The organism is Shewanella yunxiaonensis (assembly GCF_018223345.1).
Taxonomy (GTDB): domain Bacteria; phylum Pseudomonadota; class Gammaproteobacteria; order Enterobacterales; family Shewanellaceae; genus Shewanella; species Shewanella yunxiaonensis.
This window is the reverse complement of the sequence record NZ_CP073587.1, coordinates 350,766-372,930: the sequence shown is the minus strand read 5'-3', so window position 1 is coordinate 372,930 and position 22,165 is coordinate 350,766. Positions and strand designations below refer to the sequence as shown.

The following is a 22,165-nucleotide window of genomic DNA, read 5'->3' as shown; positions in this document are numbered from 1 at the left end:
TTTAGCTGCCGCTCAGCGCGAAGGCATGTTTAATGCCGTCGATGACCATGCCGGTGCCGATCACCGCTACAATCAGCCCCATCAGGCGGGTGATCACCCCCAGCGCCGACCGGCCAATATAGCGGATAAATCGTTCGCCGAAGATAAACACCAGATAGGTGATACCACACAGCAGTGCAAACGCCAGAATGATAAAGCTGATGTTGGTGAGTCCACCGTCCGCCGACAAGTTCATCGCAGTCGTAATGGTGCCAGGCCCCGCCAGCATCGGCATCGCCAACGGGAAAGTGGCCGGATCATCTTCATTGGTTTCACTTGCCAACGACGCATCCAGACTATGAGGATGGTGCATACGGGATTGTTTACCCTGCAACATATTGATGCCAATCAGAAAGACCAAACAGCCGCCGGTAATTCTAAAGGCATCCATATTCAGCCCGAATAAGCCGAAAATCATTTTGCCCGCTACCGCAAATGCCAGCACGATGATAAATGCCTGGATCACCGCCCGGCGAGCAATGGCCACCCGGTGCAGCGAACTCATACCTTCGGTGAGCCCCAGAAACACGGGCGTATTGGCAATCGGGTTCATAATGGCGAAAAAGGCCATAAACGCTGTGGCAAAATGCAGAAATAACGCTTCCATCTGTGGTCAATATCCTTAATGGCCAGAGTTGCTATGGTAGCAAGCCGTCAACAGCTTTTCAGCCGTTGTCACCACAAAAAATCCGGACCTCAGTCACTGCTTCTACAAACGAAGCCGAACAGGCTGTCATTACCCCGCAACGCCATGGCTAGCCATGTTTTTGTAGTTCAGTGCGTGTTAATCTACCGCCTTGTAATAACCACAAATCAAGGTGCGCCGCAGTGCACGCCGCGTTAGCGCATGGGGGTTAAGGGTGTATTCCGAGCAGTTGATGATGTTGCTGGCAGTACTGGAACGGGCAGCATTGATGTTAATGGCGTTGTTTATGCTCACCCGCAGCCGGCGCTTCCAGCAGATTTTTCAGAAAAAAGATCGTCACCCCTGGGAACTGGCGCTGGTATCGCTGTTATTTGTTTTTTTTGCCGTATTCAGTACCTATACCGGCATTCATGTGGAAGGCTCGCTGGTTAACGTCCGCATTATCGCCGTTATCTCTGGTGGCCTGTTGTTTGGTCCGGCGGTGGGCATTCCCGCAGGCATTATCTCGGGTATTCATCGGTATCTGATCGACATCGATGGCCCGACGTCGATCCCCTGCCTGATTACCAGTGTCACCGCGGGTTTGCTGTCAACCTGGATGTATTTCCGCTGCAAACGCGAACGCTTGTGGTTGTGGGGCATTATTGGCGGCATGCTGTGTGAAGGCTTGACCATGCTGCTGATCGTGACACTGGCACCGCAAACACAGCTCGGTTGGAATATTGTCAGTGTCATCGCCTTCCCGATGATCTTCGGCACCATCTGTATCGGATTGATTGTGCAACTGGTGCAGAATCTCGACGATGAAAAAGAACGCATCGCCGGGCAGCACGCTAAGTTAGCGCTGGATATTGCTAACCGCACCCTGCCCTTTTTCCGCGAAAACAACCGCCAAGGGCTGCGCAATGTCTGTCGCATTATCCGCGAACATATCGACGCCGATGCGGTTGCCATTACCGATACCGACAACGTGCTGGCCTATGTGGGTCATGCCGAAGCCGACTACTGGCGCCACTATCATGGCATGAGCGAGGTCACCCGTAAGGCGGTAAGCAGTGGGCGCGTTATTATTAACAACGGTATTGACTACGCCGATTTTCACTCCTTGATGATTGTCCCCTTAACCGAAAATAATAAAGTCACCGGCACGCTGAAGATCTATTACTGTCACGAAGGCCGCATCACCGATTCCCTGAAAGAGATGGCGATTGGCTTATCACACGTGATTTCCACGCAAATTGAAGCCGCCCGCAGCGATCAGCTCAAGCAGATGGCCGCCAAGGCTGAGTTTTCGGCACTGCAGAACAAGATCAATCCACATTTTCTGTTCAACAGCCTCAATGCCATTTCTTCCCTGATCCGCTTGCGACCTGACGAGGCCCGACAGCTGATTTCCAATCTGGCGGATTTTCTGCGCTATAACCTTAAACGCAACGAAGATCTGATCGATATTCAGGAAGAGCTGGAGCAGGTCCGCGACTACGTCGCTATTGAAAAAGCCCGTTTCGGCAAAAAGCTGACGGTAACCTTTGATGTAGATGATGTGCACATCAAAGTGCCCGGGCTGTTACTGCAACCCTTGGTGGAAAATGCCATTTTGCACGGCATTCAGCCGGTACGCGGTAATGGTGAAGTGACCATTTCAGTAAAACAACAGGCTGGGCAAGTGCTCATTTGCGTGCGCGACACGGGTAAAGGTATCGATGCGGCGATCATCGACGGCCTGTATAACGATAAAGTGCCGAGTGACCATATCGGGCTGATGAATGTGCATGAACGGGTTAAACTGATGTATGGCCATGGGCTGACAATCCGTCGCTGCGACCCCGGAACCGAAGTCTCTTTTAGCATTACTCAGCAACAGTGAAGTCAATATGAAAGCGATTATTGTGGAAGATGAACCGCTGGCGATGGAAGAGCTGCTGTATATCATTCAGAAACACAGTCAACTGCAAGTGGTCGCCACCTTTGAGGATGGCCTGGATGCGTTCAAGTACCTGCAACAACAGCAGGTGGATGTGGCATTTCTCGATATCAATGTGCCGTCGATTGATGGCATGTTACTGGCGCGCAATATCCACCAATTTGCCAAAAAGCCCTATATCGTGTTTACCACAGCGCATAAAGACTTTGCCGCTGAAGCGTTCGAGATTGAAGCCTTTGATTATATTTTGAAACCCTTTAATGAAAGCCGTATTCAAGGCGTATTGCAAAAGTTAGAAGCCACCACTGAAGCGGCCACGGCACCACCGGCAACCACCGCAATTTCACGTAGCAACACCGTGAATCTATACAAGGGTGAACGTATCTGTGTCACCGATACCAGTACTATCTATTATGTCGAAGCGGCAGAGAAACAAACCAAGGTATTTACTGCCGATGATGAGTTTCTGGTGCCGATGACCATCAGTGAGTTTATTGAAAAGCTGCCACCAGAGCAGTTTTTCCGCTGTCATCGCTCTTACTGCATCAATCTGACAAAAGTGCAGGAGATCACCCCCTGGTACAACAGCACTTATCTGGTAAAACTGCAGGGCATTGAAGAACAACTACCGGTAAGTCGCAGCCGAATTCGTGAATTTCGCGAATTGATGGGGTTATAACTCGCAAAAAAATGCCCCATGCAGCATGGGGCTAAGAGTGGTGCCTTAGAGTGAATCAAATGACTTACGCCAATTGCGGCTCACGCACCGGTGTTTTAATCAGTAGTGACAACAACAAGGACAATGCTAACAATCCCATAATGACGGTAAAGGTGGCGCTAAAGCTGCCGAACATGGCAGCGACCATGGAACCACACAAACTGCCAATGCCGAATCCGAGATAAATCGCACCGTAGTTTTTAGTGAGATTATTCAGACCGAAGAAATCACTGACCAGCGATGGATAAACGGTGATAGTGCCGCCGAAACTGAATGCAATACAGCCGAGCGCCACATAGAAGTTCATCATATTCATTGGCGTAAATAACAGAATAGCCATGCCGGTCAGACTGGATAGCAATGCCAGTGATACCACCCGAATGCGTGGCATTTTGTCAGACAGCACCCCTAACACCAGCCGTCCCCCTAGGTTTGCCATGGCGATGATTGCCACCGCATTAGCCGCAATGGAGAACGTCAGACCGGCATATTGTTCGCCAATATCTTTGGCGACTCCGATAACATACAGGCCACTCATACACACTGTCAGGAAGATCAATGCCAGCATCCAAAACTGTGGCCGCACAATCGCTTCCGCCAAAGTAAAGTCATTGGCCTGGCGCTGACTGCCGACGGCCTGCTTAGGAGCATCAGTCATTAACAAACCACCGATAACCACCATCACAGTGGCAATTGCCCCCCAATACAGGAAGGTATTATTCAGACCCGCATGTTGCAGTAATGACAAGTTGATGTATTTAAAGCCGAGACTGCCTAAACCATAGGCACCGATGGACAGCGCTGAAATCATGCCCTTACGCTCCGGGAACCAACGCACACAGTTCGACAGCGTCAGCAGATAACCGGTACCGTCGGCAAACCCCAGCAAAAAGCCCGCACACAGGTATAACATGGCAACGCTGCTGGCATGTGCAGTAAGCAGTAGTCCAGCCCCCATCATCAGGCCAGCGGCGATAGTCACTTTAGTGACCCCAAAACGCTCCTGCATTTTGCCGGAAATCGACGATGCCAACGCCAACGACAAGCTGAGAATACCGAATGAAAAAGCCACATTGTCTACCGGTACATGGAGCTTATCCGCCAGTCCGGCATTAAACAGACTCCAGGTATAAACCGACCCCAGCGCAAACTGCGCAATAATGGTACCGATTAATGTCAGCATTCTGATACGGCTGACTGATGTCACATGCTCCTGCTGACGGGTATATCCTTCCAGGGAAATGGTTTGATTGACGCTCATAACATACACCTCGCAACCGGACGTTATCCGCTGAAATTTACTGTTGATGAGGTCAATAAACGCCTTCCGCCAAACCGCCACAATAGCTACGGCTAAAGATAAAATGAGTCGCCACCATACCGGCATGAAATGCAATTTATCGGCATGAAGTGCAGTTCAGCAATTGCTTAAATAAAAAGCGACAGGGGTATACGCCTATCCTGCTGCTGGCGCGGATATGATGTGTCTCGCCAAAGAATGAACCGATGAAATATTTCACTTTCCCCATTTTCTTCCGCTACGACTGCGTTATGCTGATGCAGCACAGAGCGGGAGATGATATGCATCGCATTTTGTTGGTAGAGGATGAGCCGGAAATTGGCCAATTAATCAGTGGCTGGCTGGCACGGCATGACATGCAAGTATTGCTGGAGCCTCGTGGCGATATGGCGTTGCAACGGGTTGCCGCCGAAAAGCCGGATCTGGTGTTACTGGATATCATGTTACCGGGCATGGACGGGCTATCGCTTTGCCGCGAACTCCGCCAATGCTTCAACGGTCCAATCGTCATGCTGACGTCACTCGATAGCGACATGAATCAGGTACTGGCGCTGGAACTCGGAGCTAACGATTATATTCTTAAAACCACCCCCCCGAACGTCCTGGTAGCACGCCTGCGAGTACAACTGAGACAGCTGGCCGCCATCGCACCACAAGCTCCCAAAGTCACCCAACGGCTACAACTGGGCACGCTCATAATTGACTATAACAACCGTGATGTTCGGTTGCAGGGGCAAGCGATAGCGCTGTCCACCAGCGACTTTGACCTGTTATGGGAACTGGCAAGCCACAGCGGCCAGATCCTCAGTCGTGAGACGCTGTTCAAACAACTCAAAGGGCGCGAATATGATGGCATGGATCGCAGCATGGATGTCGCTATCTCCAGACTGCGACAAAAACTCGGTGATAATGCCGAGTTACCAACTCGCATCAAAACCATTCGCAATAAGGGTTACCTGTTAGTCGCAGACGAGTGGTCTTAACGCATGCGCCACCTGTTTACTCAATTCTACCTGCTGGTTATTGCCTGTTTTTTGGCGGCTGCGCTGCTGATGGGCGGCATTTACCAGTTCACTGCTGAGCGCACCGGCAATCGATATCTGGAAGGATTAGTGCAGGACTTTCTTGATCGCTTTACTCAGGAACTTGCCACCGTACCACAATCGCAATGGCCAGATAAAATCCACAATTTCAGCCAACGACTGCACCTTAGCCTGCATACGGCAACCCTGGACGAGCAGCCGCTATCCCGTGAAGATATTGCGTTTTTGCAAGCAGGGAATATTGCCATTGTTGAGGACGATGCCACTTTTCGCCAACGGATTCCCAACAGCAATATGGTGCTGATTATCGGGCCAGTACCTTACCTGTCGTTTCGTCAGGAACAACATTGGTTAATTCTGGGATTTATTATTGTGTTGGGGCTGTCGTTGGCGGTACCCATTCTGCTGTGGATGCGCCCGCACTGGCGCGACATGCGCCAACTGGAAGCCGCGGCAACCCGTTTGGGGAACGGCGAATTAGATGCCAGAGCCGCGCTGGACAATAGCAGCAGTCTGGCGACGCTAGGCATGACCTTCGATCAGATGGCGCAACGGCTGCAGCAGTTGATCAGCGGCCGTAAACAACTGACAGATGCCATTGCTCACGAACTGCGCACGCCGCTGGTCCGTTTGCGTTATCGGCTGGAGCTACTTGAGCCTGCGCCAGCTGACAAGGATAAAGCGGCGCTGGAACATGATATTGAAGCGCTGGAATTTCTGATTGAAGAAATGCTGACTTACAGTCGACTAAATCAGCCGGAATTGCCGCTAAAACTGACCGAGGTTGAGTTGGGACAGTGGGCCCGCGAGCGCTTGGCCGACTGGCAGGCACAAGGGGCAAACCATCAGGTTATACTCAGTTGCCCGCAGACCCCACTCTTTTGGCGCGGTGATCTGCGATTACTCACGCGCGCCATGGATAATCTGGTCGGCAATGCGGTTCGTCACGGCCATCGCGAGGTAAAGATAATCCTCACACAAGACTCACCTGAACAGCTCAGTCTTGCGGTACAGGACGACGGCCCCGGCGTCGCCGCCAAGGAAGCGGACCGCATTTTTGAACCATTTGTCAGGCTTGATGAAAGTCGTGATCGCCGCACTGGCGGTATCGGCCTCGGGCTGGCTATTGTGCGCAGTATTGTCCAATTGCATGGTGGCAAAGTCAGTTTGCAACCTAGTCAACAGGGTGCGCGATTTTGTATCCAGCTGCCTGTACATTTGGATACAAACCGTTACCAGAGCAACACAGATCCTGACCTTCGGCATACCTAATATAACTAGCAAAGGAGCACTGGGCTCCTGCATCAATCCGAGGTCTGAATCATGAATAAAATGTTGCCACTGGCTATTGCCGCTGTTTTTGCCCTGAATACTGCTGCTGTAATGGCTGCTGAACCCACTCCAGCCAGCGATGCTGCGCCAACTGCGGCTGCCACTGCACCGGCTAAACAAGCCAGCAAACCACAAGTTAAACAAGTGAAAAAACAGCATCACAAGAAAACTACCAAGAAAGTTGTGAAAAAGCAGACCAAGAAAGCAGAAAAGAAAGCGCCAGCAACTGAAGCTCAGGCTGCCGCTGCTAAAACCGCTAAATAAGGCACTGATTAATGTGTAATCAAGCCCTGCTAATGCAGGGCTTTTTCAGTTTTAGGGGAAGATAAATATGGGTCGATCACCGCATTATATTGTTGATAGGCAGGATCGAGTTGCCGGATGAACGGATTGTCTAAGCTAATGATCTGCCGCCCCTGCAACTGAGTCATCGCGCTAGCAAAGTTACGTTCCCATAGCTTAACAAAGCTGCCGTCGTTATAAGCTTTCACTAAGCCACGGTATATTCGTTCCGCGTTGCGACGATTGCTTTTATCGGTAATAAAAAACCGGGGTAACGGATAATACAGGGCCAGACAAGGCTCCACTCTCAGCACCTTGTGCGCTTGTATCACACTGTGCAACTCGACATCGATTTCATTCACGGCACGAAAAAACAGATCCGCACGCTGTTTGTGCAACATGCTAAACATATTTTCGTAACTGCTGACCAGCTGCACTGAAAAACCATTTTCTTGCAATATCTTAGTATCCAGCCAACCTATCCCCTGAACAATACTCAAGCGCTGCAAGGCGGCGCGCTCCACCTGGCAAAAACGGTGTTCCTGCTCATCATTCGCCGCCCGGATAAATGCCACCCGATACCCCTCCAGCCCTCGGGCTAATGGAAAGGGTACGGCGGTAAAGCGTTGCAATAAGTCGTCCGAAATTGAGGCTCGCACAAACATGTTACTAAACCGGCCTTGTTCCAACTCTCGAAGCAATCTGGCCTTATTCAGTCCTCGTCCGGCTTCCTGCATCTCGTAGGGGCCATAGTCATCGACCGTCTTGTCCAGAGCCAACTGTAGCAGCGCGTTAGTATAGGTTTTGCGACTATCTAATCGCCCTTCAGCCGCCTGATAGTAAAATATGGTGGCTTCTGCTGCCGCGGCTGCAGATCCCAGCATCAGCCACAGCAGGACTCCCGCCACCAGCTGCCGACCTAAACAAGTAACCACCCGGATTGACGGGGAAAATGACATATAGTTGCAAACCGAAAATTGAGATACCGCTTAAGTGTAAAGCCTAATTCACTGTTTTGGATAGCAATATGCTTAAAAAATCAACAAAAGTCATATGGTGACTACCGTTATCCGACACCGATGGCAACGCCGAATAAACCGAGTTAAGAGTGCATCATTGAGGACCAATTCATACTCACTGAGGTGCTCAGTCACCGCAATGGATAACGTCCGATCATAGCAACACCACTGCGTACAACATTGGGGCTAGCTGGGCGCCTAGCATCCTCCTGAAGTCAGATCTTGCAGCATGATCCATCTAACCAATACTGAGTCCGTCATCCCCCTATTTGTTTGTATTAGCGGAAGCGATGAATGGCTGAGGCTGATATTGCAGTGAGCTTAATCCTGTAAGCAATGAGTTGTGATGACAGCAAGAGATGATGTTTTAATCCGGAAATCCGCGCCAATGTTGCTTACATTGTATGGTTCGCTTGGTTATTGCGAGCATAAAGGGCATTGCAGAGTTTGGTCAGCGTCTAACTATCCGTAGTTTCCTTTTATAGCGGTATGGTGCTTTAAATTTTTGTGCTTAACCTAGCAAAACAGTCAACTTAATGGTGTCACAAATAAAGATGCATATATAATACATGTAATTTATTACACCGGAGTTCTGTTATGGCGTCAGATATTCAACTTAGCCGTCGCGTTGGCGATTTTGTGGCAGAAGATTTTCGTTATGCGCATGTATTCACTCATTTTGGCATCGATTTTTGTTGCGGCGGTGGTCGCATGTTGGATGCCGCCTGTACGCGTGCGAATGCCAATCCATCAGAAGTTCTGCAAGCATTACAACACATTGGCGAAACCGGACAAAAGCAGGATAAGTTAACTCGGTTATCATTACCGGCATTGATCGACCATATTGAATCTACGCACCATCAATACATCAGGCGGACCGCACCGTTACTTCTGGAATACGCGGATAAAATGGTCCGCGCGCATGGTGAAAAATACACTGAAATTAAACCGATTGCAGGGTGGATCAAGGCACTGATTGCCGATCTGCTGCCACACCTTCAGAAAGAGGAGATGATACTGTTTCCGGCAATACGCGCCCTGAGCAACCACGAAGCTTATGAAAGCTGCTTTGGTACGCTGCAACACCCAGTCAATGCCATGGAATATGAACATGAGGAAGCCGGACAGATTTTAGAAAAACTACGCGGTCTGACGAATAATTATCAACCGCCAGCATATGCCTGCACTACCTGGAAAGTTTGCTACGCGACACTGGCTGAATTTGAGCAAGATCTCTTCAGTCATATTCATCTGGAAAATAATGTGCTGTTTCCAAAAGCGCTAAAACTGGAACCGTAATGAGTTTGCAGGTCCCGATTACGGGACCTGCAATAACAGCGCGAGGATGAGGTAACCGCCACACATCGCTATGGCACCGCCAGTAATGCGGATCAACCGACTATTTTTATCCAAAACTATCAATATCTTTCCCGATAGAATTCCAACTAACTGCAGCATTATGGTACTTATCATCAAGCCACCGAGATAAGTTACCGGGGCAGCGTCGGCAGGCATAGCGGCACCGTGCTCATAACCGTGAAAAACCGCAAATACCCCAACCAATGCCATAGCAAACGAGATTGGCATATTGCGATTTAGCGCGATAACCACGCCCAGAGCCACCACACCCAAGGCCATAAACGAGTCACCGACGGGTAACGGCGCATTTAAGATGCCCGCAATACTCCCCAGACACATGAAAAACATGAAAGCGAGCGGGATCAAGCAGACGACGCGCTTTTCCAGCATGGTGCAAAGCATGCCGACACTGAATGCAGCCAGAATATGATCCATTCCCTGAAATGAATGTAGCAAACCCGACATAAAGCCACTCGTCGCAACCACGTCTTGGGCAGCGACAGGCAGGCTGATACCAAGCAACATCAAAGGCATCAGACGGGGATCAACAGCGGACAATCTCGACCTCAACAGAAGACAACGCAGATTATGTAACTCAATAATAAAGCATATGTTACATAAATGATAATGAAAATATGGCAACCATGCAGAACCAAGCTCGCAAAATTGCGCTCAACACAGTGAATGTTGAGTTAACAACAAGGGGCGCAATTGCGCTAAAGACGCAATACTGCAATGCGGTAACAATGCGCCGGGGAGTTTACGGGCAGTTTGTCCATAACCCGGGTTTAACCAAATGGTCTGACACCCGGCCATACGAGCGCCTTTTACGTCAGTATCCGGATGGTCCCCCACATGCAGCAGCTCCGCTGGCGTCACATCCAGTTTTTCGGCGGCCATCATAAACAGATCTGGAAAAGGCTTCATCCGCACGCCATTGCCGGGATGCAACACAAAAGAGAAGACACCATCTAACCCAATCGCTTGTTCATCCACATTGCCATTCGTAATACCAACCAGCGGCCAGTATTCTGCTAACTCCCGCAACAAAGTCAGCACGGCAGCAGACACTTTGAAATCACTGCGTTGTTGATAAAAATAGTTGAGTCCATCAATAGCCCCCTGGCGCGCTACAGTGTCATCATAGCCAAGTCGCTTTAAGCCACGGTGCAACACCGCTTGGCGCGTTGCGGAAGTATCATGGATCAGTTGCGGTTGCTGCGATAGCACCTGCAGTTTCAGGTTACGCCAATCCCCTTGAGACCAGGCAGCGGTTGCCGGATACTGTTGCTGTAACCAGCGCAGTAATTGAACTTCTGCCGCAGCAATGATGGGTTTGTTATTGTAGAGGGTATCATCAAGATCAAAACTGATAGCGCGAAAAGGCGACAGACGAAGAAAGCTATGCATGCTTAATCCCGCTGCTTATCTTTTTTAGCGTGCGGATGAGCACTGTCATATACCTTAGCAAGGTGCTGAAAATCCAGACTGGTATAGATTTGTGTGGTTGCCAGATTAGCATGCCCCAACAGCTCCTGTACTGCGCGCAGATCGCCGCTGGATTCCAGCATATGGGTCGCAAACGAATGTCGCAGCTTATGAGGATGTACTCGGCCATTAATCACTTGCTGTTGCCCCCAGTAAGCTAAGCGCGCCTGGATCCCGCGGTGGGATAGACGCTGTCCTTTGCCTGTCACAAACAGCGCCGGCTCCTGGCAAGGCAATTGACGACGATAACTTAACCACACATTGATGGCATTGACTGCAATGGACCCCACCGGCAGTAACCGTTCTTTACTGCCCTTCCCCAAAACTCTGACCTGAGCCTGCTTCAGGTCCATGTCTTGCAGATCCAACGCCGCCAGTTCAGCCAAACGCAAACCACTGGAATAAAACAGTTCCATCATGGCTTTATCGCGAGCAGTAATAGCGTCAGTGACCTCAATATCCAGCAAGTGACTGACACTGTCGGTGTCCAGATTCTTAGGTAATGGTTTAGCTTGTTTGGGCGCGGATAACTGTTTCGCTGGATTGCTGTGAATAACCCCTTCACGCAGCAGGAACGTAAAAAACTGCTTTTGGGCTGAAAGGCTCAACGACAAGCTGCGAGGACTCAATCCTTGCCGATGCAGTTTTGCCAACACGCCTTGCAACTGCTGGTAATGAATCTCTTCCCAACGCCTGACATCTGGCAATAACTCACCCACTCGCAGTAATTCACTGAGATAGTTACGTACGGTATACGGGGATAACTGCCGCTCTGCGCTCAGGAACCGCTCAAATTGCGATAACCAGTGTGATTCAGTCAGCGCCGTCATGATTACAGCTTAGGTAGCAAATGATCCAGTAACTGCCTGACCTGCTCCAACAGCATGCTGTCCATCTCTGGGTGAAAATGGGTCACGTCTTCGCTGGCAATCGCAAAAATTACCTGACCGTTATCTTCTGACAACCGTGCAAGCGAAACGGAGCCAACTTCCGTACCAAACAAACGATGAGATTCCTGACGTGTAAGACGACCAAAATAGTAACCTTTTTTCAGTCGTTTATGCCAAATGGTGGAAAGCTCAGAATCGATATCATGTACGGTGATCAGCCGCACATGACTGAAATGAAACTCACTTTTCAGTTCAGCCGTCAGCACTTGGCGCAACTCACCGATATCTTCACAGTCCAGCAATTTACGACACAGTTGGGTATTAAACCGATAGATCCGCTCATTGCGCGTGGCCATCGACATCAGCGTGGTAATCTCTTCTTCCAGCTGATTGACCCGATGACGCAGGATCTCCTGACGTTTTTCTACCAGCGAAATCGTGCCTTTTTCGCCATGAGGCAGCACCATAGCCAGCAGCAGCTCCGGAAAACGGGTGAAGAAATCAGGATTATCCAGTAAATACTCGCGGATAATCTGTTCATCAAACGGCGCATCCATACGCTCGGTCACTTCGGTTTCAGTTGCCACTGTTTCGGTCATAATTGTATTTGTCCGTCGTACACGTGTTCTGCCGGTCCTGTCATCCATAAAGGTTTACCTTCACCTTCCCAGTTGATGGTTAAACTGCCACCAGGAAGGTCGACCCGTACTACCTGATTTAATTTACCTTGCAGTTGCCCCACAGCAGCGGCAGCACAGGCGCCACTACCACAAGCCAGTGTCTCCGCCGCACCGCGTTCATATACCCGCAGTTTAATATGGCCTTCGTTGACAATCTGCATAAAGCCTACATTCACCCCTTTGGGAAAACGTTCATGGTTGGTCAGCATTGCACCCAATTGTGGCACATCAGTCGTGCTGACATCATCCACCTCAATCACACAGTGGGGATTCCCCATCGAGATGGCACCACACAGAAACGTCTGACTTTCTGTCTGTAAAAGATAGGTCTTTTCAGCTTTTTTGGCCTTAAAAGGAATGCGACCGGGATCGGTAACCGGCACCCCCATATTCACCGTCACGTTACCATCACGTTCCAGTCTCAGGGTCATTTTGCCCGCGGAGGTGCTCACCTTAATCTTTTGCTTAATGGTCAGGCCTTTATTGCGCACAAATCGCGCGAAACAGCGAGCGCCATTACCGCACTGCTCCACTTCAGAGCCGTCGGCGTTAAAAATACGGTAGTGGAAATCTAAATCCGGATCATACGGCGGTTCAACCAGCAACAGTTGGTCAAACCCGACCCCGAAATTCCGGTCAGACAATCGCCGGATCTGCTCAGGCGAAAAGAATACGTTCTGGGTCACAGCATCAACGACCATAAAGTCATTGCCCAAACCGTGCATTTTAGTGAACTGAATCAATCTTGCTCCTCTGTCGCCACTGGCGCAAAAAGGTCACTACGGCTAGTTTACGGCAGCAGGTGTTCACCTTGCCAGAGTTGCTGCAGATTTTCGCGCTCTCTAACAACGTAATGGCTATCACCATCGACCATGATTTCTGCCACTCGTGGGCGAGTGTTGTAGTTGGAAGACATCACGAAGCCATAAGCACCGCTGGAACGCACGGCCAGCAAATCCCCTTTCCGAATAGATAACTCTCTGGATTTTCCCAGGAAATCGCCGGTTTCACATACTGGACCTACGATATCGTAAACTTTTGGGGTACTGCGGTACTGACGCACTGGAATAATTTTTTGCCATGCACCGTATAAGGCAGGACGGATCAGGTCATTCATCGCCCCATCGACAATCGCAAAATTTTTCCCTGAGTTTTCCTTCAGATACAGCACCTGCGTAACAAAAATGCCAGCATTGGCCGCAATCGCACGCCCGGGCTCAAATATCAGTTGCAAATCGCGGCCCTGTAATTTTTCCAGCAAGGCGCTGGCATACACGTTAGGCATCGGTGGATTTTCTGCATCATACGTCACGCCCAAACCACCACCGACATCCAGATGATGAATTTCGATACCTTTTTCGGCCAGGCGGTCAATCAGTGCCAACACACGATCCATAGCATCCAGAAATGGTCGCAGCTCGGTTAACTGCGAACCGATATGGCAATCCACCCCTTTGACTTGCAAATAAGGCAATTCCATTGCCCGCACAAAGGCCGCTTCAGCATCAACCATTGCAATGCCGAATTTGTTTTCTTTCAGTCCGGTAGAAATATAGGGATGGGTGCCTGCGTCTACGTCAGGATTAATACGCAAAGAAACCGGTGCAACCGTATTGAGGCCTGCGGCTACATCATTCAGCTGTTCCAGTTCTGCCAGCGACTCGACATTGAAACAATAGATGCCCAAGTCCAGCGCCATCTTCATTTCTGCAGCGGTTTTACCTACCCCGGAAAACACCACTTTGGCAGGATCGCCACCGGCAGCGACAACGCGCGCCAGCTCACCACCTGACACGATGTCAAAACCACTGCCCATACGTGCCAGTAGATTCAACACCGCCAGGTTAGCGTTGGCTTTCACCGCGTAGCAGATCATGTGCGGATGCTCGGCCACTGCCGAATCAAACGCATGCCAATGGCGCTCTAATGTCGCACGGGAATAAACATACAACGGCGTACCATACTGTTTTGCCAGCTCCGCTACACCGCAATCCTCAGCAAATAGATGCTTCTCACGAAAATTAAAATAGTCCATGATTCCTCACTTTGACTGTGGCGGGGTTACTGGCGGAGTTGGTTGTGCCTGGTTCGTTTCTTTGACCGGGCTTTTATATAGCGGTCCTTTCTGACCGCAGCCTGTCAGCAACAGGCCGGCTAAGGTACAAGCAATAAGCAATCTCATTTCAATCAACATCTGTGCAGGCGATTTACATTGGCCTTATAATCGCATTCATCTTAATGAAAGCAAAGGACAGAAATTGCATGGCCATGTCAGACAGCGAATATCACCAACTTGCCGACGAAATGTTCGATTTAATCGAAACGGCGGTAGAAAATGCCATTGATAATGACGATGCGGATGTAGACATTGATACGACTGGCAATGTTCTGCAACTGGAATTTACTGACGGCTCAAAGATTGTCATCAATAAACAGGAACCGTTACACGAAATTTGGGTTGCCACACGCTTTGGTGGTTATCACTTTGGCTATGTCGATGGTAAGTGGTTGGATGGCCGCAATGGTGGTGAATTCTTACCTTTCGTACAAGCTGCCATCGCCAAGCAGAGCGGTCTGAAATTATCCTTTTAAGCTGCCGAGACTGAACTGCGGCGGTCAGAATTCTGACTGTCCGGTTCCAGAGGCAAAGCCAAACGGAATCGCCGACGTTTTGTTTTCTTCTGTCACCAGCATAAAAAATTGCGGGAAGTTAAAGCGGTCCCGTAAGTTCTGAATATCACCAAACGCATAGTGACGAGTCAGTTGCGCCACCAACTCGCTAACATCAGCGCCAGCCTGCAGGTAATAGCTGAGTTGATTGCGTTCATCCATCACAAATACATCCAGAACCCCATCACGTTGTTGTAGGAAATATTGCAAGATGCCCTTTACCGCAAAATCCCTGATCACCTGTGGTACGGTGATTTGACGTTTACTGCTTAATTCATGTTGGGGCGGCTGCTGCAACTCGCCACGCGCCATCTGTCGATAAAGGGATTTCACGTCTGATAGATCGCGGTAACTCACCCCACGTGCGTCAAAAAACAACCCATAACGTTTCTCTCTGAGTTGTAATGGCTGAACCAAGGTTCTGGAGTCCCGCGCATCGCGGATCAGTCGGTAAATCTGTTTTAGCAGACGACGAATCCCGTGTTCCAATTGAGGTTGAACTTTCTTGGAGGCACTGACAACATCCAGTTCAACTTTTTCACCGCCCCGCTTAAGCCCGGGTGCCACATAGCTGATCAACTGCAACAATGCCTGCTCGCCCTGAAAACTGTGGCAATGCCACTCCCCCCAGGAGTTAAAGCTGATCAGGTGAATACTCCCCAAAAGACAAACCTGCTGCTGCCCTACTGACAACAGATTACTCCCCAGGATATCCAGCATCAGCCCTTGTCCAGGCCAGTCGACCGTTGGATCGTAATCCAGATTCAGCAGCAACAAGACTTTGCGATAATGCCAGGGCTGGCACAAATCCATTTTCGACACCCGCCAATGGCGATTTTCCAGATGAGGCAACAATCGCAGAGCAACCCTTCGTAAACGTCGACCACGGGAATTGCTGCGACCATATTCATGCCAGCGCGTGTGTTTATCACAGATACCGTTTAAGCAGGCCCAGGCGATTAAGGAGGCGGTATCTACCGCTTTATTAATGGCGACTTCGCCGAAAAATTGTCGCGGCTCTGGCGGCAAACGATAAAGATAACTCGGCTTCTGCGACTGAGAGCTGCGCACTATCGTTAAATGCTTTTCTGCCAGGCTCTGGCTCCATAAGGGATTAAGACGCAGGATCTGCTGCTCATTTTCGCTGAAATACGTGTGCAGTTTACGGGTGAGCAATCCGAGGTCTTCAATCTTGAAGTGTTCACTCAGGCTGTGGGTAGAAGCGAAGCGCAGTAAGGTTTGATAACTCACCAACATCAATTCGTTGAGTTGCGCATTAAACCATTGCAGTTCGCCACTATGCCAATGATCACAGTTATCCAGCGTCGCCACCAAACTGTAAGGCCACTCCCAGTCCAGCACCATTTTACGCAATTGCTGATAGCGCCAATCCTGCGGTTGTTGTTGATCTGTAAGGCGAATGCCGCATTTCAGATACAGACAGCGACGGGCAATTTCCAGTCGTCGGGTATCGCCGACACGAGTCAGGTAGACGTCAATAACGTCATAAAGCAGCAGATAGGGGTCATTGTCGATGGAAAAGTCTCCCGCGAGCGCCTTCTGCCAAATGGCATCGGTGATCAATTGACTGCGCGGGTAATCACTGGCGTAAGCTTCCAGTAATAGTACTTTTAACAACGCTTTATGAGGTTTATCCAAGCCTTTATATAACTGCCACAGCGACGCACCAAAGTATTCATTCGCAGGCAGTTTATGCACATCACCAAAGAACAGATAGCCCGCTTCCGCCTGTGCCCCCGGCCACCAGGCCACCGGTTTGCCCGCTAATCTTATATGACTGCGATAAAACTCTTCCAACAGCAACCAGTGTTGCGCGCTGCCACTATGTTCATGCCCTAAGATTTCCCATTCATTGTGAATACGGCTTTGATAATCGCGGCTGAACTGTGTTTGGTGAACCAGATAAAAATTGACTTCAAACCCATAGCCAGCAAACCAGTTGGTCAGCATCCGGCTTTTTTGTTGTAGACGCCCGATGCCCACATTATCCAGTTCTTCGCCGTAGACTAACCAGATATCAACATCGCTTTTAGGATGCTGACCGAAGCTTGCCGTACTGCCCATGGCATACACACCATCGAGGCAGGGGGCTTCAGGCGGTTCCGCATCAACCACTTCTAGCTTGAAGATGTCCAGCGCTTCAAAATGATGAGGCCCCGGCGCGAAATTTTTCACGCCGCAAGGAGTCGACTCGCCGTTATAACCCGGCAAGGATTGATGATGGTGATGAACCAGATATGGGATCAGTGTAAACAGATGTCGCTGCAACGGCGAAAATAAAGCTTTTGCTCGTGCCAATCTGACTCGGTTTAGACGTTCGGCTATCTCGGCTTTTTGTTGGGTAAAGTCGATCATCCGGATCATTATTTATCCCTTTCCACAATGGGAAAACATGCTAACACTTTTCACAAAATGCGCAAACTATGCGACAGAGATCACAAATTGAATCGATAAATAACCGGTTTGATTTCAAAGATTGAGCAATGACGCGTGCCATTATTTTTTCGGCAATGTTAGCATTGCCGCATTTAAACTCTGTGACGGAAAAATTCGGGCATGTCTGAAAATTGTATTCGCATCGCAACACGTAAAAGTCCGCTGGCTATGTGGCAGGCTGAGTTTGTCAAAGCTGAGCTGGAGAAAATCCATCCAGGACTGGTAGTTGAGTTGTTACCTATGAGTACCAAGGGTGATGTCATTCTTGATACTCCTTTGGCTAAAGTTGGCGGTAAGGGATTGTTTGTCAAAGAGCTGGAAGTTGCCATGCTGGAAGGACAAGCCGATATTGCCGTACATTCCATGAAAGATGTACCGGTTGAGTTCCCAGAAGGGCTCGGACTGGAAGTCATCTGTAAACGTGAAGACCCACGGGATGCGTTTGTGTCTAACACATACAAGCATCTGGAAGAATTGCCACAGGGTGCAGTAGTGGGAACGTCCAGCCTGCGCCGTCAGTGCCAACTGCGTGAACGCCGCCCGGATCTGGTGATCAAGGATCTGCGAGGTAACGTCGGCACACGTCTTAGCAAACTGGATGCCGGTGATTACGATGCCATCATTCTGGCGGCTGCGGGGCTGATCCGCCTTGAGCTTAAAGAACGTATTGCCAGCTTTATTCCAGCAGAAGATTCACTGCCAGCCAACGGTCAGGGTGCGGTAGGGATTGAATGTCGTACCGATGATCAACGCGTAAAAGCCTTACTGGCGCCGTTAGAACATAAGGAAACCCGTTACCGGGTGCTGGCAGAACGCGCAATGAATACCCGCCTCGAAGGGGGATGTCAGGTACCGATTGGTGCTTATGCCGAAATTGATGGCGACGACATGTTACTGCGCGGTTTAGTCGGTAATCCTGACGGTTCACAGGTGATCCGTGGTGAAGTCAAAGGCCACAAACTGGATGCGGTTGCGATGGGTAATGCGCTGGCAGAAGAGTTGCTTGAGAAAGGCGCAAAAACCATTCTGGACGCAGTATACGGTAACAATTAAGCCGAGTTTCATGAAGGTACTGCTGACCCGTCCTGAAGGACGTAATCAGTCAATGGAAGATGCCCTGCAACAGCGGGGCATTGCCTCATTAACGACCCCGTTGATGGCCATTGAGCCTATACATAATCCACAAGGTACTGCTTTGTTGGATGACGCTGATATTGTCATCTTTATCAGCACCAACGCCGTTGAATTCGCCAACCAATTTGTCACCAGTATCTGGCCCACCAATAAGCACTACATTGCTGTGGGCGACGCAACTTGTCAGGCACTGAAGATGTTAAACGTTGCGGTTATTCCCGCCCCCGATGATCTACAGCAAACGGAAGGCTTACTGACACTTCCCATATTGCAAACAGACAAGGTGAGTCAACGCCAGGTGTTGATTATTCGAGGGAAAGGAGGCCGCGAAGTTCTGGGCGATACGCTCCAGCAACGCGGGGCAATTCTCAGTTATTGGGAAGTATATCAACGCATTTGTCCTCGCTACGACGCACAACAAATCGTTAAGACCTGGCAAGATTTCGGCATCGACACTATTTTGCTTACCAGTGGTGAGGTGCTGACAAATCTGTTGAATATGTTACCAAAAGAGTATTTTCCTTGGTTGCAGGCATGTCATATCATAGTTCCTAGTATCCGGGTGGAACGTCAGGCTACAGCTGCGGGATTATCCCATGTTACAAATGCGACAGCAGCCAACAGCCAAGCGATGTTAGCCGCATTATCGCTGTAATTTGCGTCTCCGCCTGCCCCATTATTGTTCAAGGACTGTTTTTATGGACAACGAAAAGCCAGAGGTTGAGCGCAATATGTCAGCCGAATCAGATCTGCCACAGCCCGAGACAGAAGTCATATCCCCGGCGCCCGCTACCGAACGAACCCCCAAAGCTAACAGTTCACTTGCGTTGCGCTTAGTCGTGCTAATCACTTTTGTCATCGCTGTGTTAGCTTGTGTTGGTAGTGGTTATCTTTATTGGCAGTTGCAATTACAGTCACAACAAACTTCTTCGATGGCAACCTCAATGCAGCAAGCATTGCAGGCGCCAGAAAATGAACTCCGTCAATTGGCGCAGCAACTGCAGCAATCCCAGCAAGCATCTGCGAACCAGCAAACGACGATCGAAGCGCTGCTACAAAGTGACCAGCAACTGCAGAGCAAAATTGCCACATTAGCCCAGCGCCACCCTAATCACTGGCTAGCCGCCGAAGCAGAATATCTGGTGAGAATTGCCGGTCGAAAACTATGGTTAGAAAAAGATCCACAAACTGCAGTCGGCTTACTGCAAGCTGCTGACGAACGAATCGCCGCCATGCAAGAACCGTCATTAGTGCCGCTGAGAAAGGCATTAGCGCAAGATATTGCCAATGTGCAGGACATCAAGACCGTAGATATTGCCGGCACTGTGTTTACGTTAGACGGCATTATCGGCAAGCTCGACAAAATGCCGCTGCACCAATTAGGGCAGCATGAGCAAACAGCAGATGAAAATAGCCAGCAGATGTCCGATTCTGTCTCCGACTGGAAGTCCAACCTGGCAAAAACCTGGAAGGCATTGACTGAAGATTTCTTTACCATCCGCAAAATTAACACCGACATCACGCCATTATTATCGCCGAAGCAGGAATGGTATCTAGAAGAAAATATCCGCAATAAATTGCTACAAGCGCAATTGGCGTTATACCAATACAACGCGCTCAATTATCGTCAATCAATCACCATGGCGCGCAAATGGATCCAGCAATATTACGACCTGGAAGATGAACATACGCAGGAAGTGCTACAAGCATTACAGGCATTGGTTAACCTGACGCTGGACCCTATTAATGTGCAGCAATTTCAGTGCAGTGCCCAACTGAAGCAACTGGTCACTTATGGCAAGTTGGTGCCTGCTACGGAGGCTGAACAATGATCAGAGCGCTGGTTTACCTGCTTATCATTCTGGCAGGTCTCTGTCTTAGCCCCTTCATAGTGGGTAAAAGTGGTTACGTATATGTGGCATTTCTCGACTGGCAGCTCGAGACAACCGTGACATTTGCAGTCATTGCCTTAGTGGTATTCTACGGGTTGTTACAACTACTAGAATGGCTATTGGTCGGACTGTTGCATCTTATCCTTAGTAGTCGTTATCTACCGCAACGCTGGCGCCGTAATGCTGCGCGCAAACACACGCTAGTCGGAGCACTCGCCTTAGCTGAAGAGGACTGGCCTGCGGCAGAGCGAGCGATGCGCAAAGGTGCAGAGCAAGGTGAAATTCCGGCACTGAACTATTTGGCAGCGGCAAGAGCAGCACAACATCAGCTAAAAGTTGAGGCACGAGATAGCTACCTTAATAAAGCCGCCGAACTTCCCATCGCGTTTGCGGCTGTCACAACTACCCGCATCCGTTATTTATTGCAGCAGGGAGAAGTTGTAGAAGCTCGCGCGCTGCTTGATACTCTGAAGCCCAACAGTAAAAGCAAAATTCCCGTCATCAAACTGGCAGCGGATCTTTATCAACGGCAACAAGACTGGCAAGCACTTAAGTTGTTACTTCCCGCCTTAGCCAAGCGCAAAGTATTAACTGATGAAGTGTGGGAGGCGTTATCAGTTAAGGTGGATCAGGAACTGCTGCAGCAAGCAGCCAATACCAGTATTGAGGAATTAGATAAGTGCTGGCAATGGCTTAGCCGTTCAGAAAAAAGTCTGGACGCAAACATCGCGACTTATGCGCGCGGGCTAGCACAACATGAACAGCGTGACGCGGCAATAAAGCTGCTACGTAAACAGTTGAAGAAAGATGTTTCAGCCGACATTTTTGAAGCGGTTGCGGATATCTATCAAGCGGAAGATACCGAAACTTTGTCATTGCTACAAAAACTTGCGCCTAAATTAGATAACCACGCTGATTATCAGTTATGTATGGCAAGAATTTATGAGACGTGCCGCGATTTGTCTGCGGCCAAAGAGGCATGGCAGCAGTTATGTAAGTTACTGCCAAAACCCCAGTACTGGTCAGCACTGGGGGCTCTCCAAGAGCAATTAGGAAATAACACTGACGCACTTTTCTGCTACAAGCAAGCCAGCAAAAATTAATCGTCAAATTAACGACTGAACATAACGATAAAGCCGCAACAATATGCGGCTTTATTTTATGAATTTTTACTCATATTGCTTCATTTTTATTTACAACAACATCTAAATTCAATACATCTTTAATTAACATACTAATTTACAAGCACTTTATTACAGTCCCAACCGTCCCCTTACACATTCATAAAAAAT

Annotated in this window: 22 protein-coding genes; 11 read left to right on the top strand and 11 right to left on the bottom strand. The window is 49.5% G+C overall.

The genetic code is table 11. The annotated features are described in order from the left end of the window. Nucleotide 1: 1 nt before the first annotated feature. Nucleotides 2-646, bottom strand: coding sequence for a MarC family protein (locus KDN34_RS01730; protein WP_212595233.1), 645 nt, complete (start codon nucleotides 644-646; stop codon nucleotides 2-4). Nucleotides 647-899: 253 nt separating this feature from the next. Between KDN34_RS01730 and KDN34_RS01725 the strand changes: the two genes are divergently transcribed. Together KDN34_RS01725 and KDN34_RS01720 are read left to right on the top strand one after the other, a co-directional pair. After that, nucleotides 900-2,552 (top strand): sensor histidine kinase, encoded by a 1,653-nt coding sequence (locus KDN34_RS01725; protein WP_324033416.1) that lies wholly within the window; start codon nucleotides 900-902, stop codon nucleotides 2,550-2,552. 7 nt (nucleotides 2,553-2,559) lie between these two features. Next, nucleotides 2,560-3,288 (top strand): LytR/AlgR family response regulator transcription factor, encoded by a 729-nt coding sequence (locus KDN34_RS01720; RefSeq protein WP_212595232.1) that lies wholly within the window; start codon nucleotides 2,560-2,562, stop codon nucleotides 3,286-3,288. A gap of 64 nt (nucleotides 3,289-3,352) precedes the next feature. On the opposite strand, the gene KDN34_RS01715 is transcribed toward KDN34_RS01720, so the two are convergent. Next, complete coding sequence (locus tag KDN34_RS01715) at nucleotides 3,353-4,588, bottom strand: MFS transporter (RefSeq protein ID WP_212595231.1); 1,236 nt, start codon at nucleotides 4,586-4,588, stop codon at nucleotides 3,353-3,355. Between the two features lie 245 nt (nucleotides 4,589-4,833). Between KDN34_RS01715 and rstA the strand changes: the two genes are divergently transcribed. Genes rstA through KDN34_RS01700 form a run of 3 tightly spaced genes read left to right on the top strand, consistent with a single transcriptional unit; the run spans nucleotide 4,834 to nucleotide 7,266 of the window. Beyond that, nucleotides 4,834-5,610 carry a two-component system response regulator RstA gene (gene rstA / locus KDN34_RS01710; protein WP_212595230.1) on the top strand — a complete coding sequence of 259 codons (777 nt, stop codon included), beginning with the start codon at nucleotides 4,834-4,836 and terminating at the stop codon, nucleotides 5,608-5,610. Nucleotides 5,611-5,613: 3 nt separating this feature from the next. Then, the gene (rstB, locus tag KDN34_RS01705) at nucleotides 5,614-6,942 is read left to right on the top strand and encodes a two-component system sensor histidine kinase RstB (RefSeq protein WP_212595229.1); all 1,329 of its coding nucleotides are present in this window, start codon (nucleotides 5,614-5,616) and stop codon (nucleotides 6,940-6,942) included. Nucleotides 6,943-6,993: 51 nt separating this feature from the next. After that, nucleotides 6,994-7,266 carry a hypothetical protein gene (locus KDN34_RS01700; RefSeq protein WP_212595228.1) on the top strand — a complete coding sequence of 91 codons (273 nt, stop codon included), beginning with the start codon at nucleotides 6,994-6,996 and terminating at the stop codon, nucleotides 7,264-7,266. Nucleotides 7,267-7,295: 29 nt separating this feature from the next. Here KDN34_RS01700 and KDN34_RS01695 read toward each other — a convergent pair whose 3' ends face one another. Further along, the gene (locus KDN34_RS01695; protein ID WP_212595227.1) at nucleotides 7,296-8,243 is read right to left on the bottom strand and encodes a hypothetical protein; all 948 of its coding nucleotides are present in this window, start codon (nucleotides 8,241-8,243) and stop codon (nucleotides 7,296-7,298) included. 657 nt (nucleotides 8,244-8,900) lie between these two features. On the opposite strand from KDN34_RS01695, the gene ric reads away from it, so the two are divergent. Then, nucleotides 8,901-9,602: an iron-sulfur cluster repair di-iron protein gene (gene ric / locus KDN34_RS01690; protein WP_212595226.1), complete on the top strand. Its 702-nt coding sequence runs from the start codon at nucleotides 8,901-8,903 to the stop codon at nucleotides 9,600-9,602. Between the two features lie 18 nt (nucleotides 9,603-9,620). Here the strand turns inward: ric and KDN34_RS01685 are convergent, their stop codons facing one another. From KDN34_RS01685 to lptM, 7 genes are all read right to left on the bottom strand, one after another. Further along, nucleotides 9,621-10,220, bottom strand: coding sequence for a HupE/UreJ family protein (locus tag KDN34_RS01685; RefSeq protein ID WP_212595225.1), 600 nt, complete (start codon nucleotides 10,218-10,220; stop codon nucleotides 9,621-9,623). A gap of 114 nt (nucleotides 10,221-10,334) precedes the next feature. Further along, nucleotides 10,335-11,072 (bottom strand): HAD-IA family hydrolase, encoded by a 738-nt coding sequence (locus KDN34_RS01680; RefSeq protein ID WP_212595224.1) that lies wholly within the window; start codon nucleotides 11,070-11,072, stop codon nucleotides 10,335-10,337. Between the two features lie 2 nt (nucleotides 11,073-11,074). Beyond that, nucleotides 11,075-11,980, bottom strand: coding sequence for a tyrosine recombinase XerC (gene xerC, locus KDN34_RS01675; protein ID WP_212595223.1), 906 nt, complete (start codon nucleotides 11,978-11,980; stop codon nucleotides 11,075-11,077). A 2-nt stretch (nucleotides 11,981-11,982) separates the two neighbouring features. After that, on the bottom strand, nucleotides 11,983-12,639 hold the full coding sequence (locus tag KDN34_RS01670) for a DUF484 family protein (RefSeq protein WP_212595222.1): 657 nt from the start codon (nucleotides 12,637-12,639) through the stop codon (nucleotides 11,983-11,985). Then, complete coding sequence (dapF, locus tag KDN34_RS01665) at nucleotides 12,636-13,463, bottom strand: diaminopimelate epimerase (RefSeq protein WP_212595221.1); 828 nt, start codon at nucleotides 13,461-13,463, stop codon at nucleotides 12,636-12,638. Before dapF ends, KDN34_RS01670 begins: the two co-directional genes overlap by 4 nt. Nucleotides 13,464-13,510: 47 nt before the next feature. Further along, nucleotides 13,511-14,755 (bottom strand): diaminopimelate decarboxylase, encoded by a 1,245-nt coding sequence (lysA, locus tag KDN34_RS01660; protein ID WP_212595220.1) that lies wholly within the window; start codon nucleotides 14,753-14,755, stop codon nucleotides 13,511-13,513. 6 nt (nucleotides 14,756-14,761) lie between these two features. Beyond that, the gene (gene lptM / locus KDN34_RS01655; protein WP_212595219.1) at nucleotides 14,762-14,902 is read right to left on the bottom strand and encodes an LPS translocon maturation chaperone LptM; all 141 of its coding nucleotides are present in this window, start codon (nucleotides 14,900-14,902) and stop codon (nucleotides 14,762-14,764) included. A gap of 80 nt (nucleotides 14,903-14,982) precedes the next feature. On the opposite strand from lptM, the gene cyaY reads away from it, so the two are divergent. Further along, nucleotides 14,983-15,312: an iron donor protein CyaY gene (gene cyaY, locus KDN34_RS01650; protein ID WP_212595218.1), complete on the top strand. Its 330-nt coding sequence runs from the start codon at nucleotides 14,983-14,985 to the stop codon at nucleotides 15,310-15,312. A 24-nt stretch (nucleotides 15,313-15,336) separates the two neighbouring features. On the opposite strand, the gene KDN34_RS01645 is transcribed toward cyaY, so the two are convergent. Further along, the gene (locus KDN34_RS01645; protein ID WP_228730392.1) at nucleotides 15,337-17,775 is read right to left on the bottom strand and encodes a class I adenylate cyclase; all 2,439 of its coding nucleotides are present in this window, start codon (nucleotides 17,773-17,775) and stop codon (nucleotides 15,337-15,339) included. A gap of 192 nt (nucleotides 17,776-17,967) precedes the next feature. Here KDN34_RS01645 and hemC point away from each other — a divergent pair, with 192 nt between their 5' ends. From hemC to KDN34_RS01625, 4 genes are read left to right on the top strand one after another with little or no spacing between them, the layout of a single operon-like run. After that, complete coding sequence (hemC, locus tag KDN34_RS01640; protein ID WP_212595217.1) at nucleotides 17,968-18,900, top strand: hydroxymethylbilane synthase; 933 nt, start codon at nucleotides 17,968-17,970, stop codon at nucleotides 18,898-18,900. Between the two features lie 10 nt (nucleotides 18,901-18,910). Beyond that, nucleotides 18,911-19,636, top strand: coding sequence for a uroporphyrinogen-III synthase (locus tag KDN34_RS01635; RefSeq protein ID WP_212595216.1), 726 nt, complete (start codon nucleotides 18,911-18,913; stop codon nucleotides 19,634-19,636). A gap of 43 nt (nucleotides 19,637-19,679) precedes the next feature. Further along, a complete protein-coding gene (locus KDN34_RS01630; RefSeq protein WP_212595215.1) occupies nucleotides 19,680-20,813 on the top strand; it encodes a uroporphyrinogen-III C-methyltransferase in 1,134 nt (377 codons plus the stop codon). Then, nucleotides 20,810-21,976: a heme biosynthesis HemY N-terminal domain-containing protein gene (locus KDN34_RS01625; RefSeq protein WP_212595214.1), complete on the top strand. Its 1,167-nt coding sequence runs from the start codon at nucleotides 20,810-20,812 to the stop codon at nucleotides 21,974-21,976. The genes KDN34_RS01630 and KDN34_RS01625 overlap by 4 nt, the downstream gene beginning before the upstream one ends. Nucleotides 21,977-22,165 lie beyond the last annotated feature (189 nt).